General features: G+C 46.4%; 16 protein-coding genes. 4 read left to right on the plus strand and 12 right to left on the minus strand.

The features are described from left to right. Positions 1–6: 6 nt before the first annotated feature. From rlmD to A8806_RS03055, 8 genes are all read right to left on the minus strand, one after another. Positions 7–1371, minus strand: coding sequence for a 23S rRNA (uracil(1939)-C(5))-methyltransferase RlmD (gene rlmD / locus A8806_RS03020; protein WP_109729659.1), 1365 nt, complete (start codon positions 1369–1371; stop codon positions 7–9). A 295-nt stretch (positions 1372–1666) separates the two neighbouring features. After that, positions 1667–1906 carry a hypothetical protein gene (locus A8806_RS03025; protein WP_109729660.1) on the minus strand — a complete coding sequence of 80 codons (240 nt, stop codon included), beginning with the start codon at positions 1904–1906 and terminating at the stop codon, positions 1667–1669. Between the two features lie 124 nt (positions 1907–2030). After that, positions 2031–4259 (minus strand): DNA helicase PcrA, encoded by a 2229-nt coding sequence (gene pcrA, locus A8806_RS03030; RefSeq protein ID WP_109729661.1) that lies wholly within the window; start codon positions 4257–4259, stop codon positions 2031–2033. Between the two features lie 278 nt (positions 4260–4537). After that, the gene (locus tag A8806_RS03035; RefSeq protein WP_109729662.1) at positions 4538–4765 is read right to left on the minus strand and encodes an HPr family phosphocarrier protein; all 228 of its coding nucleotides are present in this window, start codon (positions 4763–4765) and stop codon (positions 4538–4540) included. Positions 4766–4839: 74 nt separating this feature from the next. Then, positions 4840–5328 (minus strand): DUF2798 domain-containing protein, encoded by a 489-nt coding sequence (locus A8806_RS03040; protein WP_109729663.1) that lies wholly within the window; start codon positions 5326–5328, stop codon positions 4840–4842. Between the two features lie 352 nt (positions 5329–5680). Then, complete coding sequence (locus A8806_RS03045) at positions 5681–6643, minus strand: aldose 1-epimerase family protein (RefSeq protein WP_242995936.1); 963 nt, start codon at positions 6641–6643, stop codon at positions 5681–5683. A gap of 112 nt (positions 6644–6755) precedes the next feature. Then, a complete protein-coding gene (locus A8806_RS03050) occupies positions 6756–8240 on the minus strand; it encodes an FGGY-family carbohydrate kinase (RefSeq protein WP_109729664.1) in 1485 nt (494 codons plus the stop codon). A 39-nt stretch (positions 8241–8279) separates the two neighbouring features. Then, complete coding sequence (locus A8806_RS03055) at positions 8280–9680, minus strand: L-fucose/L-arabinose isomerase family protein (protein WP_242995937.1); 1401 nt, start codon at positions 9678–9680, stop codon at positions 8280–8282. 186 nt (positions 9681–9866) lie between these two features. Here A8806_RS03055 and A8806_RS03060 point away from each other — a divergent pair, with 186 nt between their 5' ends. Then, complete coding sequence (locus A8806_RS03060) at positions 9867–10727, plus strand: PocR ligand-binding domain-containing protein (RefSeq protein WP_109729665.1); 861 nt, start codon at positions 9867–9869, stop codon at positions 10725–10727. A 53-nt stretch (positions 10728–10780) separates the two neighbouring features. Here the strand turns inward: A8806_RS03060 and A8806_RS03065 are convergent, their stop codons facing one another. Next, on the minus strand, positions 10781–11701 hold the full coding sequence (locus A8806_RS03065; protein ID WP_109729666.1) for a class II fructose-bisphosphate aldolase: 921 nt from the start codon (positions 11699–11701) through the stop codon (positions 10781–10783). Positions 11702–11946: 245 nt separating this feature from the next. Between A8806_RS03065 and A8806_RS03070 the strand changes: the two genes are divergently transcribed. Beyond that, on the plus strand, positions 11947–12558 hold the full coding sequence (locus A8806_RS03070) for a DUF1836 domain-containing protein (protein ID WP_109729667.1): 612 nt from the start codon (positions 11947–11949) through the stop codon (positions 12556–12558). A gap of 48 nt (positions 12559–12606) precedes the next feature. Here the strand turns inward: A8806_RS03070 and A8806_RS03075 are convergent, their stop codons facing one another. Then, positions 12607–12912 (minus strand): YerC/YecD family TrpR-related protein, encoded by a 306-nt coding sequence (locus A8806_RS03075; protein WP_109729668.1) that lies wholly within the window; start codon positions 12910–12912, stop codon positions 12607–12609. Positions 12913–12995: 83 nt separating this feature from the next. Next, a complete protein-coding gene (locus A8806_RS03080; RefSeq protein ID WP_109729669.1) occupies positions 12996–13727 on the minus strand; it encodes a phosphatase in 732 nt (243 codons plus the stop codon). Between the two features lie 99 nt (positions 13728–13826). Between A8806_RS03080 and A8806_RS03085 the strand changes: the two genes are divergently transcribed. Further along, complete coding sequence (locus A8806_RS03085) at positions 13827–14051, plus strand: hypothetical protein (protein WP_109729670.1); 225 nt, start codon at positions 13827–13829, stop codon at positions 14049–14051. A 197-nt stretch (positions 14052–14248) separates the two neighbouring features. Then, positions 14249–15538, plus strand: a complete 1290-nt coding sequence (locus A8806_RS03090) for a DUF4013 domain-containing protein (RefSeq protein ID WP_109729671.1) — start codon at positions 14249–14251, stop codon at positions 15536–15538. A 158-nt stretch (positions 15539–15696) separates the two neighbouring features. Here A8806_RS03090 and A8806_RS03095 read toward each other — a convergent pair whose 3' ends face one another. Next, entirely contained in the window at positions 15697–16722 is a 1026-nt protein-coding gene (locus A8806_RS03095) for a DUF7309 domain-containing protein (protein ID WP_109729672.1), read from the minus strand. Positions 16723–16771: the final 49 nt, after the last annotated feature.

The raw sequence follows: 16771 nt of genomic DNA on the forward strand, positions 1-16771 counted from the left end.
ATCCGCCTATTTACGGGTCAAAAGCGCGACCGTCTCTACATGCACCGTCTCACAAAACTGATCCACCCCCACGCACTTGACAACCTCATACCCCCGCCCCTGCATCATCTCCAAATCCCGCGCCAGGCTTGTTACTTTACAGGAGATATACACGATTTTATCCACCTGATAGTCCAGTATCTTCGGCAGTGCTTTCGGGTGTATCCCGTCCCTCGGCGGGTCGAGCACAATCACATCCGGCTTCTCTTCTATCTCATCTAAAACTTTGAACACATCCCCTGCAATGAACCTGCAGTTATCCAGACCGTTTCTTTTTGCGTTCTCACGTGCGGCCTCAACGGCCTCCTCGACGATCTCTACTCCGATGACCTGTTTTGCCACGGGGGCGAGTACCTGAGCAATGGTGCCGGTCCCGCTGAACAGGTCGAATACCGTCATGTCCTTGATGTCTCCGATATATTCGCGCACGGTATTATACAGGACTTCGGCGCCTCTGGAATTGGGCTGGAAGAAGGAAAACGGCGTGATTTTAAATTCCATTCCCATGATCTTCTCATAAAAATAGTCCTGTCCGTAAAGGATACGTGTTTCATCGCTCTGAACGACGTCAGAGAGGGAATCGTTTAATATATGGAGTATCCCCACTATCGTTCCGTCCAGTTCCAGCTTAAGAAGTGCTTCTGTCAGGCCCTGCAGGTCGTACTCTTCCTGTGTGGTTGTCACCAGATTCACCAAAATTTCTCCGGTTGTGTCTCCCCGTCTCACCAGTAAATGGCGGAGGTATCCTTCGTGCTGCATTTTTTTGTAATAGCCGGCGCCTTTTTCTTTGAAATACTCCAGCACGCAGAGAAGGATACGGTTCATATCCGGGTGCACAAGCCTGCAATCTCCGGCCGTGAGTACATCGTAGGTACTGCCTTTTTTATGGAGGCCCAGTGAAAGAGGGCCGTCTTTGTATTCATCGCCAAAGGAAAATTCCATTTTGTTGCGGTACTCGAATTCCTTCGGGCTTGCCTGAATCCCCTCGAATTCATATTCTGTTTTTACGGCCGAATCGATTATTTCTTTGATCTGCTGTGCCTTCATTTTCAGCTGTTCCTCATAAGGCATGGTCTGATACATGCAGCCGCCGCAGGCAGGGAATATGCTGCAGACAGGGTCCCGTTTTTCCAGAGGGGACTTTTCCATGACTTCCAGAAGCCGCCCTTCTGCATTTCCTCTTTTAAATTTATTGACAACAAATCGAATCTTCTGCCCCGGGATTCCGTTTTTTACTGTCACGTAGCGATCCTCCTCTGCGATCCACACAAGACCTTTATTGGGGAATTCCACCTTTTCTATCATGCCTTCATATACTTGTCCTTTTTTCATCTCTGCCTCCAGTCCTATAACTTCTGTTTCTTATAACATAAAATAGAGTTTCGCTTGTGAAACTCGCGCCTGCGGCGCTCGCTCTGCGACATCTACCTTATACGCCGCAGTGTGCATCCCCCGGAGGGCTTTTTATTTCATAGGACGTACTTTCCTATGAAATAAAAATAGACAGGGTGCAGTAAGCTCCACATCCTGTCCATTATTCGCTTTATTCATTCCATAGCCGTAAGCCTTAACAGCTGGCCAGCCCGCAGGGCCTTGATTCCAGGATTCCCTTTTGGTATTTGGTTTTCTATACCTGGTCTTCCTCACTAAAATAATCGTCAAAATCATCATCGAAATCTTCTTCAAAATCCTCCAGATAATCTGGTGTGAAGAAACGGTATACTGCATATGCAATAGCAGCTACTGCCGCTACAGCTCCAACGATTGCCAGAACCCAGAGTACTGTATTTTTCTGCTTTTCGTCTTCTTTCTTACGCAGTAATTCATTCAGTTTTGTTTCAGCGATTAATTCCTCTACTTTGCTCATATTATCCACGTCCTTTCCCCGTCTTATCAATACAGGTTTACTTTAAGTTATTATATCACTATCATTTTCAGATTACTACTCATTTATGCCAAATTTTCATTTTAATTGCAAAAATTGTAACCCTTTAACTTATTTTCTGAAGGCGTGCAAATGATGCAAACATTTTTTTAACTCCGGCGGAGTCAAATTGTACCGTCACTTCAAAGTCACGGCCACCCTCAGTTACATCGGTTACCAGCCCTTCGCCGAACTTTATGTGTCTGACCCTGTCTCCAACCGTATAGTCGAGTCCCTTTTCCTTCGAAACAGCAAATTGTTTTGCCGTTTTACCTGTGGTGAAGGCTTTCTGCTTGAACGCCTGTTTTGCCTGGAAATAAGCGTTCTGGGTCGGCATTTCGACATCTTCCTCGAATGTATTCCCGTTTTCCATCAGTTCGGATGGGATTTCCTTCAGGAAACGGGATGTTTTATTGTACTGCGTCTCCCCGCGTATCATTCTTCTTCTCGCACAGCTGACTGTCAGTTTCTTCTCGGCACGTGTGATTCCCACATAGCAGAGCCTGCGCTCCTCTTCCAGATCTTCATTGTCATCTGATGTGATGGTCATATAGCTCGGGAAAAGTCCGTCTTCCATCCCCGCCAGATAAACACGGGGGAATTCCAGACCTTTTGCACTATGTAATGTCATCAGGATGACGTAATCCTGTGCTTCATCCAGACTGTCAATATCTGCAACCAGAGCTACCTCCTCCAGAAAACCGCTCAAAGTAGGCTTCTCATCCTCATCTGCGCATTTTTCCTCATACGCGGCAATCTTACTTAACAACTCATCGATATTTTCAATCCTCGTCTGGGCATCTTCCTTGTCCTCAGCCTCCAGATTTTCCACATAGCCTGTCTTTTCAATGATTTCTTTCATCAGGTCAGAAATGCTCTCGTTCTGGGCAAATCCCTTGAAATATTCAATCAATGCCACAAAGGAGTCTAGCTTTGCAGTACTCCTCCCGATATTCGGGATCAGGTCCAGTCCCTGAAGTGCTTCATAAAAACCGATTTCTCTTTCCAGGGCGGATTCCTGCACTCTGTTGATCGTCGTCAGTCCGATTCCCCGCTTCGGGACATTGATAATACGCCTTACCGCCAGATCGTCCTTCCCATTGTCAATGGTCTTTAAATATGCCAGAAGGTCTTTGATCTCGCGGCGTGCATAGAAATTGATGCCTCCTACGATTTTATACGGAATATTTGCAGCCACAAATTTCTCCTCGAACAGACGTGACTGGGCATTCGTACGGTATAAGATGGCATGGTCGTTATAAGCAGCGCCGTCGCTGACATTCTTTTTAATATCCCCTGCAATAAAATCTGCCTCATCATACCCGGTATCAAACTGGCGCAGCTGAATCTTCTCGCCTTCCCCGTTTTCCGTCCAAAGAGACTTATCCTTACGGCCCACATTGTTTCTGATCACGGCATTTGCCGCATTCAGAATATTGCCGGTGGACCGGTAATTCTGTTCCAGCTTGATTACTCTGGCGTCATGGTATTCCTGCTCGAAGTTCAGTATATTCTTGATGTTTGCCCCGCGGAACTTGTAGATAGACTGGTCGTCATCACCTACCACGCACAGATTCTTGTATTTTCCCGCAAGAAGGCTCACAAACTTGAACTGGACCGTATTCGTATCCTGATACTCATCCACCATAATATAACGGAAACGTTCCTGATAATACTCCAGAATATCCGGCTGGGTCTGGAACAGCTGCACCGTCTTCACAAGCAGGTCGTCAAAATCAAGTGCGTTATTCGCGCGGAGCTGTTTTTCATACTCCCAGTAAACCTTCGCGATTTTCTGCTTTCCATAGTCCCCGCCCGCATTCAGTTCAAATTCCTGCGGCATGATCAGCTCGTCTTTCGCAGAAGAAATCGCACTTAGCAGATTCCGTTCCTTGTAAACCTTTGTATCAATATCGATCAGTCTGCATACATCCTTCATCAGTGTTTTCTGGTCGTCTGCATCATAAATCGTAAAATTATTATCATATCCAAGTCTGTCGATATGTCTTCTCAGGATTCTCACACAGGTTGAGTGGAATGTACTCACCCAGATGCTTTCCGAACCGAAACCGACCAGTTTATCCACACGCTCACGCATCTCTCCCGCGGCCTTGTTTGTAAATGTAATTGCCAGAATGTTCCACGGATTCACACCTTTTTCTTCTATTAAATAAGCAATCCTGTGGGTCAGCACTCTCGTTTTTCCTGATCCAGCTCCTGCCAGTATCAAAAGTGGCCCATTTGTGTGGAATACCGCTTCTCTCTGCTGTTCATTTAAAGTATCGTATATGCTCATATGTATCTCCCGTCTGCCATGCACAAAACTCATTCTTTGTCCCGGAAAAAACTCCTGATGCTCCGGGATCTCACCTATGTGATTATAATATAAAATCCTTGTCCTGTCACGTAAAACTGTTAAGTCATCATTATAATACAGAAAATAGATTACTGTTCAGACTGTACCTTACAAAAAAGAGGCCAGCGTGCTGCTGCCGCTGACCTGCTCTTAACTTTATGAAAATTTCTGTGGGTTTCCCCGGGTGTGTTTGACAATTCATTATACTCAGCCTGAAATCAGGAATAATATCCTGAGAAATATTTGTCCACATTTTCTGTCTCTTCCCCGTACACAACGAGCTCCAGTTTTTCTCCAAGATCGAGGCTCATCAGGCCGAGAAGTGATTTTGCGTCAATCCATTTATTCTTATGTCTGACATCAATATCTGCTTTTATATTCTTGCATACACTGCAGAAGTCCATAACTTCTTCCATATTAGAAAACTGAATATTTCTTGTAGTCATTGATTTAGATCCTCCTGTTTCAATTTATTCTGTCCTATCATCATGTGTACCTGCTTTTATTTTTATTCTGCTTTTTATTCTGCCTCCGCAGCCAGCTCTAAATCTTTTTCCGGGAAAAGGTGTCCGAAGACCCATCTCACAAACGGGCCCGCGAAGAAGATCTGCCAGCACAATGCCATCGGAAAGTTCATTACAGATGTCTGAATCCATTTTGATACCAGCTGTGAATCCACTCCTTTGAACAGCACAGTTGCGACAAAACTCATCATCGGACACATGAGGCAGACTGTCATTGCGGATACAGCAAGGATCACGAAAATCGGCTTATCCTTCCCCGGCGTCACCAGTCTGAAGGCCAGTTTTTTTGAAAGCGGTCCGGCGATCAGCATCTCCAGAATAAAACCAACGATCCCCATAATAACGAGCTCCCCAAGAGCGATATAAAAGACCTCGTTTGTTAATCCCCCTTTATCCAGAGAGATATTATACACAACAAGTGCGTATACCATTACAATCACCATAATAATTGTAAAAATAATTTCCTGAAATTTTGTTTTTGGCATGTTTTTGTTCCTCCTGTCTCATACTCACTATTTTTATGCATACCTGTTGTCTTAAGCCTTTACCGAATTTTAAACAGCAAAAAAGGCAGCGAAAATACAGACCATCTCATAACTTTCGTTACAATTATAGGACTATAATCTTCACTACCATTCTCATTTAATCTTTATTCAGTTACAGTAGTCCCCGTTTTTAAATAGGAACTGCTCTCACTTAAGATGTTGTTATTCTAACAGATGTGCACGGTATGTGTAAGTACTTTTTGCAATTTCGTCAGGTTCCACATAGCTGACAGATATTTTTTAATAAATGCAGACACTTTTGCCAATGGGCGGACCTGCCTGTTTATACACATCACATCATGCGCACTTTCACGTTATAAACCTTCTTTTCCCCCGGCTCCAGAAATTTCAGCATTCCTCTCCGGCGCATGACATCCCGCCCGTCCGGATAACAGTTGCCGCATTCCAGTCCCAGAACATAGTCCCTGACACCCATCATCTTCCATTCAACGAATGCGTCCAGTTCCTTCGGATCGAACAGAATCTCCAGTCCCTGATTCAGTTTCGGCTGATAGATGGACGCCCTTCCTTCTTCCCGGAATTTATGATAATAACAGCGTTCCACATATCCGGCTTCCGGCTTTATCATCTTCATCCAGTTATCCAGATCCTCCGCAGCATGGTCATCACGTGCGGCCACTTCATAGGAAGGGATTTCCACAATACTATCCTCGTCCAGCAGGGGGTATCCCATGTTCATATGGTATAAGATTTCCATCGGGGTCCTGCTGTCACCTGTATTCTCAATCGTATCCTTTATGGTAAATTCATTTTCCTCAAGGCTGACACGGATCTCACGGTTCAGGCGGAGTTTCCGTGCAAAGATGCCCTCGTCTTTTATCACCGCCCGTATCACCAGCTCCCCGTCTTCTTCGAACCAGTATGCGGCCTCCGCAGGCGTATTCGCAATGGAGCCGTGCAGCGGCAGTACCTCCCCGTCGTCTGTGCAGGGCGACCCCACTGCCTGAAGTCCGCATGTCGTCAGGAATCCGGCCGTAAAAGATTTCAGCCATCCGTCTTCTTTTGAATCATAATATGCCGGTGCCACATATCCACACGGTGAAAAATAAGACATATTTATGCCCCGGTAACGCAGTCTGGATATATCTGCGCTGCGGTCCAGTGAGACTGTCAGCTCCAGCCCCTTGCCATTCGTCACTTCCAGCAGGCGCATCCCGTCACCCTTTCCGCCCACTAACCGGTGTTCCTCTATTCCATAAATCTGGGAATCGTGTCCTATATATGGATTCATCATTTCTTACCGCCTTTCTAACTGTCTGCCAGTTAACAGATACGACACAGGCCTGCTAAAATACACCTCCGGTGATGAGGCCTGCCGTCATGTTTTCCCAGTTCCCGCACAAACTCTACACAAGTGGGCGTACCGCCTGATATAGCCTGCGGTAACGTTGATACACTTCGATGTATTTTTCATGCATCTGTGGATCAGGTGTATACACTTTCTTCCGTTCCACCATATGTGCAGCCGCATCCTCCAGATTCTCAAAACAACCGACTGCAATTCCGGTCAGCATGGCACTTCCCACCGTCCCGGCATCCGCCGTTTTTAACGCGGTAATCGGGATATTGAGCATATCCGCCTTCATCTGCATCCACACCTCAGATTTGGCACCGCCCCCGGTCGCATGAAGCATATCAAAATGAATGCCGGAATCCTTCAGGCATTCCATATTCACAAGCATCTCGTAAACCACGCCTTCCATGCAGGCACGGTAAATATCTCTGACTGTGGTTCCTGCCGTCAGCCCGATGACTGCCCCTTTTGAGCCGGTATCCATGTATGGTGTCGCGGCCCCGGCAAAATGTGGCAGCACCAGTAGTCCTGTGGGTTCCTTTGCATCCCCCTCCAGATATTCATTCACGGAGATTCCCTCTTTGGCTGCCAGTTCCTTTTCCTTTTTCGCAAGTGTATCCACACACCACTGGATCAGGGCGCCGCCCGTGTAGGAAAATGCATAGCAGACATATTTCCCCGGAATTACATAGGGAACTACCGCATAGTTCCCGGCATACATCACCTCCAGTTCCGGAAGGCCGTCGTACACAGGGGTGATGCACTCCACGGTCCCGGCGCCGTCCACTGCCTTTGTGGAGTCGAACACACCGGAGCCGACTGCCGCCGCCACCTGATCATGGCTGATGGAAATGATCTGCGTTTCTGCGGAAAGTCCTGTCCTCTCTGCTATCTCCGGCCGTATGCACCCTGCTGATGTTCCGGCTGGCACCGGCTTTGACATCAGGCTGGGATCAATGTCCGCGATCCGGAAGATTTCCTCACTCCATTTCAAAGAAGTAATATCAAAAGCCATCGTCCTCGAGGCCAGTGAATAATCGATCTGGGCTGTGCCAGTCAGCCCGAATACGACATAATCCTCCATCAGGAAAAGATGTTTTGCCCGATTATACACGTCCGGCCTGTTGCGTTTCATCCACATCACCTTCGAAATGCTGTACATTTCATGGGGTTTTAACCCGGTGATCGATGCAATGGTCTTTCCATCCATTTTTTCAGTCAGCTCCCGGCACTCCCCGGCTCCACGTGGATCTGTGTAAAGCATGGCAGGATGGAGGGGCGCGCCGTTTTCATCCGCCAGAACGAATGTCTCTCCAAAGCTGGTCACCCCGATTCCTGAAATATCAGGATACCGGTGCCCCATCAGGCTCATGACAGACATTACAGCTTCCATGATCGCCTCTGCATCCACTTCATGCTCTGTACTTTTTCTCGTGACAGGGTAATCCTGATACGCTTTATCGAGATACTTCCCTGTCTGGTCAAATACGGTCAGCTTGCATCCGGTTGTACCGATATCCAGCCCCGCTATTTTCATAACATCCACCTCGTTTTCTCTGTGAAGTGCGCCCGGATTTTAATCCAGGTCCACCCAGTCATAATGCAGATATGTTGTAAATGCTTCCTTCAGAATCTCTTTCATATGTCCCACTCCGACTGACGTATGGTGCTTGAACCCGCCACGCGCCAGTCTGATCAGTTTATCCTGAAGTCCCGGGATTTCTGCAACACCACCGCACCCGAAGAAACTATCTTCTATCGGATCTTCTGTAAACCTTGCCTCACTCGCATATACGACGATTTTGCCGTCCTTTGTCTGGCAGTTGGAAAAGGTCATGTCAAACGGCCGGATTCTTCCCTCATTGCTGCCCCATCCTGATCCCGGGTCACCTTTTGCGAACATCTTATGCTCCGTAACCGTACCTTTTCCCGTCATCAGGCTTTGCGCCACAGGCCCGCAGTGGAACAGGATCACCTTGTTCTCATCCGTTCCGTAATTATTGTTCCAGTCCAGAACGGCTGTCGGCTCTTCACTGGCAAGGCTCATGGCGCGCATCGTCAGCGCGGAACACATATCGATCTCGCAGGATGCCGGGATTCCCCTGTCATTCAGCTCACTGAGCAGGACACACGGACAGACTCTCAGGATCGTCTCCATTTCATTCCAGCAGCGCAGAGTGAGCGCATCCAGCTTATATTCCTCGATATATTCATCAATTACGACTGCCAGCTTTGCCAGCGTAAGCATATTGCTCTGTGGCACCTTCGTAAAATCCGTGTAATTCTGCAGGCGTTTTGTCTTTTCTATCACCGCTTTATCGTCATCTGCCTTTTGGTTTACCTTGAAAAAGACTTCAGACAAATCAAAGGACTCCACGTTAATCCCGTATTTCTGCAGGGTAATCTCATCGAATCTGACCGTTTTAAAAGCCGTTGTCCTCGCACCGAGGCATCCCACGTTAAAACGTTTCATCCCGTTTACAACACGACAGACCGCCGCAAAATCTTTGAGATTTTCCGCAAATGCCGGCGAAAGCGGGTGTACAACGTGGGGTTTCATAACCGTAAACGGTACCTGGTATTGTGTGAACACATCTGTCACGGAAAACTTACCGCAGTAGGCATCTCTTCGGTGTGCGAAATCCATTTTTCCCGGCTCATCCGGATATGCCTGCATCAGGATTGGCACACCTGCATCCTGAAGTGCCGTGATTGCTCCGTTTTCGTCCGCAAAGATCGGCATGGAAAATATGACGCCATCGTACTGTCCTTCATGCTCTTTCAGCCATTTCGCATACAGGAGCCCTTCCTCTCTTGTCTCAACACCCCCGTATCTGGTCAGTCCGGCATCCATTGCTATGTATTCATATCCGGCATCCGTCACCGCCTTAACCATGTCCTCTCTTGCGCCGTAAATCAATTCTCCCGGCATAAAACCTCTGTTACAGAAACATAATGCAAATGTCATTTTCTTCATATTCGGCCTCCTTTCATCTATATCCCCATTGTACCGGAAAGCTTGTCGTCAATATATAGCATTCCGTTCTTTTTACTTTGAATTTGTTCGCGCGCATGGTATTCTAATAAGAAAGGACTGCGTTCTGGCAAAACAGGGATCGCTTCCGAAACGAAAAACTTGTTTCACGTACTTAGGAGGACCGCGATGATTTCCACTTTCAACCTGACAAAACTGAATTCTCTGCTCAAAGACTTCTATACGCTCACCCAGATCCGGATCACTGTATTCGATGATACCTTCCGGGAACTGGCCGCTTATCCGGAAGAGATTGCTCCTTTCTGCCGGCTTTTAAGGACGGACCCTGCCGCTGAAAAAGAGTGCCGCCGCTGTGATGCGGTTGCCTGCGAGACAGCCTCCAGACAGCATTCCCCGTTTACCTACCAGTGCCATTCCGGGCTGACCGAAAGCATCGCCCCGCTCTACATGGGCAACATTGTAATCGGCTACCTGCTGTTCGGCCACGTCTTCTCCTATTCTTCGCATGAAGAAGGCTGGGAAAATATACAAAAGCTTTGCAAAGATTACAAGGTTGACATGGAGCGTCTGAAGGATGCCTGCTGGGAGCGCCCCCTGATCTCAGAAAACTACATAGAATCCGCCTCCCACATCCTGCAGGCCGTTGCTTCCTATCTCTGTCTGGAGCGGATGGCAATCATCGGACAGAAAGAACTCCCTGTCATGATCGACGAATATATTATGAAACATTTTACGGAAGAAATCGATGTTCAGAGTATCTGTGAACATTTTCAGATTGGAAAGACAACGCTCTATGAGATCGCAAACCAGAATTACGGTGCAGGCATAGCCGCCCACATCCGCAGCCTGCGCATTTCGAAGGCCGAGAGCCTGCTTGTCTCCCGTCCGGAAATGCGGATCAGTGAAATCGCGGCAGAATGTGGGTTCAATGACTACAATTACTTTATTACCATATTCAAAAAGGCAACAGGAATGCCTCCGAAGCAGTACAGGCAAATCAACCGCAGAAACTTCCTGTCACCTGCATAAACAAAGGGAAGGGATGCCTTGCACGTAAATGTGCACAGCACCCCTTCCTTCCCCTACTTCATTGCAAAGATTTCCATTGCCTTCTTACAATTCTCTTTCATAGCCTGTGTCCCCCACTGCACGATGTCATGATACATCACCGGAACATCCTTATCACTTTCCATCAGGGAATAGCAGTATTTATATTTTTTCCCGTTTTTTTCAACCGGGATACATCCCATTCTGAACTGATTGACAATCGTCTCGCCGCCGGCCATAGCCATGTATGTATAGTAGTTCACTTTACGGACACCTTTCTGGATGGCCGTCCGGAAATCTTCCTGGCTTACCCCCGAGCCGCCGTGCATAACGACCGGAATTCCCGCGTTCTTCCTGACCTTTTCAACAACACTGAAGTCCAGCTTCGGCTTGCTGATATAGACGCCGTGGGTTGTCCCGAAAGAACATGCCAGAGCGTCGATCCCGGTTAATTCTACGAACCGCTTTGCCTCTCCCGGATCTGTATATATCTTTTCAGGATCATTTCCTGCCCCGGCAGAACCAGCTCCTGTCTCACGCCTTCCCATACAGCCGATTTCAGCCTCTACAGACGCCCCCGTCCTTTTCGCCAGAGAGACAACCAGCCGCGTATTTGCAGCATTTTCCTCGAATGGAAGTGTAGAGCCGTCATACATCACAGAGGTAAATCCCAGATTCAATGCGCGGTATATGTACTCTACAGTTTCGCCATGATCAATATGGACTGCCACCGGCACCTTCGCCTGTGACGCAAGCTCCAGCATGATCGGCCCGATTGTCGCAAGCGGCATGATCTCTTCATGCACTTGGGCGTGCTGGATAATAACCGGAACATTTAATTCTTCCGCCGCGCCGATGACCGCCATAATAGATTCCAGATTCGGCGTATTAAAGGAACCGACGGCACAGCCTTTCGCTTCACACAAATTCAATATCTCTTTCAGGGTCACTAACATTTCCAATTCCTCCCGTCACTTTTTCCACTACTGTTCATATATCAGGCGGGGCCCCGGGACGTACATTGTACATCCCGTTACTATCCCCCTGTTATCATCATATAACTTTTATGCACATAGTTGATATAGAGAATTGTTCAAAATACTTTGAATTTGTCCGCAGTGTATTAGTAGTGTATTAGTAGTTAAAAAATACTTGCCATCTAGTTTTTAATACTATATAATAAATATATTGAGGTGAGAATATGACGATTAATACGAACGATATGCTGAACAGCATTTTAGAAAGCATCTCCCGCATTGACTATATTCATCCGGGAGATATTCCGAATATAGATTTATACATGGATCAGGTAACCACCTTTATGGATGCCCAGCTTAAGTCTACCAAGCGGTACAAAGACGACAAGATTCTGACGAAGACAATGATCAACAATTACGCCAAGAACAATCTGCTTCCGCCGCCGGTTAAGAAGAAGTATACAAAGGAACATGTACTGGTCCTGATTTTTATCTATTACTTTAAGAATATCCTTTCCATCAAGGATATCGAGACATTGATGAAGCCGCTCACAAGCAAGTACTTCGACTCTGCCAGTGAACTGGATATGACACAGCTTTATGAAGAAGTATGTGCAATGGAAAAGGCCCAGATTGAGCCACTGAAAGAAGAGCTCAAAGCGGCTTATAAGAGGGCCGAGGACTCTTTTGAAGATATCGATGTTGAGGACAAGGATTACCTGAAGCTGTTTTCCTTTATATGCAGTCTGAGTTTCGACGTTTATGTGAAGAAATTACTGATCGAGAAGATCATTGACGAATTGCCTGATCCGTCCGGCAAGGCCCCTAAAAAGTAATCGGAATTGAGTTGTCTCATGGTTTCCGTAAACAAAAAGAGAGATGCATCACGCATCTCTCTTTTCGCTGTGTCCTAATCTTTCAAACACCATATCGTACCCGTCATTTCCATAATTAAGTGAACGGTTCACACGGCTGATCGTTGCCGTTGAAGCACCGGTCTTTTCTGCAATTTCCAGATAAGTCTTCTGTTCCCTTAGCATCTTCGCCACTTCGAACCGCTGGGAGAGTGATAATAATTCATTGATTGTGCAGATATCTTCAAAAAAAGTATAGCACTCTTCTTTGTTTTCCAGACTTAATATGGCGCTAAACAGATAGTCCACCGCCTCTGTTCTTATCTTCTTACTCATACTGCCGATCTCCTTTATCAGTCAAATGACTACCGTTACATTTTAGCACACTAAACTTGTAAAGTCCACCTTTTTATACAGATTTAAGATTCACCATATTTATACAGATTGAGGTATGATTTCAGTCTCTCAAAATCAGTCGTCACGACCAGTTCTTCCGGGAAATCACAGTATTTAAGCACTTCTTCTACATTACAGAAATTACCGGCATCCACATCCATATGGGCATCGCTTCCTGTTGTAACAGGAACCTCATACTGTTTACACAGCTCCAGAAGCGTAATCGAATTTTCCCTCGTACACTGTCTTGCACTTTTCGGACGAAGAGAAGAATTATTGATTTCCAGAAGCGTCCCTGTCTCTTTTGCAGCAAGGACAAGTGCTTCATAATCCACCGGAAAACGTCCGTCATCAGGATGGCCAATAATATTGACATATGGTTTTTTCATAACTTCTATATAAGCTCTCGTATTTTCTTTTTCCGAATGTTCCATTCCATAGCACGGTTTATGCATGCTGGCGATTACAATATCCAGATCACGGCAGACCGATTCCGGAAGATCCAGTTTACCATTCGTGTCCATAATATTTAATTCCGATCCAAACAGCATCCGGACCCCATTCATCATTCTCGGCACAACATCCAGATTTTGAAAATAAAACGACTGGCACGAGCCGGGCATCATCGGAGCGTGTTCCGTCAGTGCAAATGCTTTCAGTCCTTTTGCCGCTGCTGCTGCCGCCATCTCACGGATTGTATTGTAGGCATGGCCGCTTGCGATTGTGTGTGCATGTGTATCTGCTTCTAATTTCATAATCATCCCTCTTTCCTTTTCCATTCGTTTCTAAGTATACCATATTTCTGCCAGAATACAATTTGCACTTGGGCAGATACTAATATTGAGGTGAAGCCCATGTTAAATAACAAAGAAAACGAAAAAATCATTGACGATTATGATTATCTGTCAAACGCGGCATCAGCCAGAGACTGCACGGGCCTGATTCCCGCACTTCCGACATCGGAAGCAGAACTGGAGGCCTATAATGATGTATATCAGTATCAGCCCCCTGTAATTAAGGAAAAAACAGACAAACATGCCAATACGGGAAAGGGTCTTCCCCAGGATCACATTTCCTAATTAGTATTCCCCGAAAAGCCACCGCCATTCAACATCATATGACGGTGGCTTTCGACATAATCCCCCGCAATATTACATTTTTCCTTGTCCTTCCACTGACATAATGCTATAATAAAAGCGTTGTTAATCTGTTACTATTTACAGGCGTGCCTGTGTACAGTAACGTTAATCTACCCAAGAAAGAGAGGAACGCATAAATGAGATGCCCGAAATGTGGAAAAGATGTAGAATTACAAAAGAAACAAGTAGGCGTTGACGAGAATGGTAAACCTATCTTTAACGAATACGCAATCTGCAGAGACTGCAAAAAGCAGTGGAATCTTGATAAACAAAGAGCAAAAAAAGCCGCTGATGCAAGCGCTTCTAATCATACACAGTCTAACGAAAGTACACCTGCACAGGTGAAACCGGCCGCAAAAGCCAGTGAGGCCAGTCCTGTTTCTGTTCCGCCGGCAAGTAAGAAAGCCCCGGTCAAAAAAGACACGCCTGAGAATGCACAGGTGAAAAAAGCGGCCCCTAAGAAAAGGCCTGTGTCACCTGATGCAAAGCCTGTACCTCCGGCACAAAAAGCCGCTGCTCCGGTAAAATCCAGCAATCCGGATGCCGCTCCGGTAAAAAAAGCTGCTCCGTCATCTAAACCGGTTCCTCCCGTTAAATCAGCACCTAAGGAGAAAACCTCGGCTCCGGCAAAGAGACCTGTTTCCGGTGTAACTGCCGGCCCAGTTTCCAAAACCGGGCCTGACGGAAAACCCGTCCAGAGAAAACGGCCTGTTTCTTCTGATACCGGTTCACGCAAACCTGCCGGTGAAAATACGCAGCAGCGCTACAGCAATATCCCACCTGAAAAGGTTCGGGTAAAAAGAGAGAAAGCTGTCCGTGACAGTTATGAAGACATGCTCGCTTCTGATCCTAACAGAAAGCCTGTAAAGAAAAAGAGACCCGCTTCACCTGAGGAAGAGGCACCAAAGAAGAGACCTGCCGCGTCCGGCCCTGCCCCTGCCCGTAAAAAGCAGGCTCCACAGCCAGTTCAGAAGGCTCCTGTCGAAAAGGAAGAACCGAAGCCGAAATTCAGGCTGGTTCGCATTATCTTTGGTATTATCTCCATCGTGGCATTTGGATTCTTTGCATATAAGGCACTTATTGCAGGGCTGAATAACATATCAGATGGATCTAATGCTACAACAGGTACGATTTATATTGTACTTGCACTCTGCATGCTTGTATCCGGCCTTCTTCTTTTGATTATGCAGAAGAAGCATACTATTTTTGCCTTCCTTCTGCCGCTGATTTTTTATGCGGGCGGCGCTGTTTTTGCATTCTTAAAACGTGGCGATGACAAGTTCCTTTTGTATGGTGCAGTCGCAGGCGGTGTCTTCGCTGTCATCTTCCTTGTGCTCACAATTGCTTCGAAAAGAAGTGATGATGAGTATGACTACGATGATGACGATTATGACGATCCGTTTGAAGAAGATCACGATAACTATTAAAGTCAAACATCCGGGGAATGTGGTGATTCCTATAAGTCAGCTTATAGGTCACTACATTCCCCGGATGTTTTTTGTGTAAATTTAGAAGTCACCATATCCCTTGTTTGCAGAAAACAGATGGTTCGTGCTGCTCTGCGAACTATCGGGCAGATAACAGATTACGGTCTTTTGTCAAAATATCCTTTCATATTCTCCACGGCTTCTTCCAACTCCGGCATATTCTCACTCACAAGGTTAATGCCGCAGTATTCACAGAGATCCTCCAGTGCCGAGAATATCCATGCGTTTCTCGCTTTCACCGTTTTTATCCTTCCATACTGTTCTATGAACTGCACCAGGAAGTTCAGTGAAATATCAATCTCGTCATCTTCCGGACCCATCATTTCCACGGTAATCACCATACCACTGTCACCATCGACGGCCATAAACAGAAGTGGATTAATGGGACGGTCATATCCGCTCTCCTTCACCCCGCCGTTCAGATAAATAAAGTCAAGCTGAAGCTCTCCATCTATCAGTGGTCTCTTCTGCAGTTTCTTTTTCAGGATCTCATCTTCCAGTTCTACAATAGGATATTCTGTCCCGGCATCATCAGGAAGACCGTGTATCTCTGATTTCCAGCATTGTTCCTTCTCATGATAGATATACCAGAAGCATTCCCCTGACTCGTAATCCACCGGTATGTCATTCTCACGGTATTCCCTGACTGCGGCCGCAAGCCCCTTGTAAACCCGGATCAATTCTTCCACTTCGTCCTCATCCGGAGTATACGGCATATACCGCCGTTTGAACGACAGGAAATACATCCATTGCCCCCTGCCCCGGAATGAAAGCCCCAGCTCCTTAATCACCTTCTTCTGCTGGGGCGGCACTTCATCCCTGTCCCCCAAATAGCAGGTCAGATTATTCTGTTCAAACATCGCATACTCAGAAGATATCCCGGTTATCTCAGTAGCTGTAAGCATTTCAAAATCCTTCAGGCCTTCATAGCCGCTGTATACACTGATCCCATAGCAGGAACCGCCTTTTCCCATCACACTGCAGAAAAAAGGTTCCTTGCGTCCTTTCGGACATATAACGATCAAATCCATATCCCAGAAATCCTTCCAGGGTTCTAACCCCTTCAATTCTATTCCCAGTTCATACAGCTCTTTCCATTGTTCAAGTGATGCTTCTTTCCTCATATAAACTCCTTCGTATTCGGAATCTTATAGTTTATTGTTACTTCCATCA

The organism is Faecalicatena orotica (genome assembly GCF_003149245.1).
Taxonomy (GTDB): domain Bacteria; phylum Bacillota; class Clostridia; order Lachnospirales; family Lachnospiraceae; genus Faecalicatena_A; species Faecalicatena_A orotica.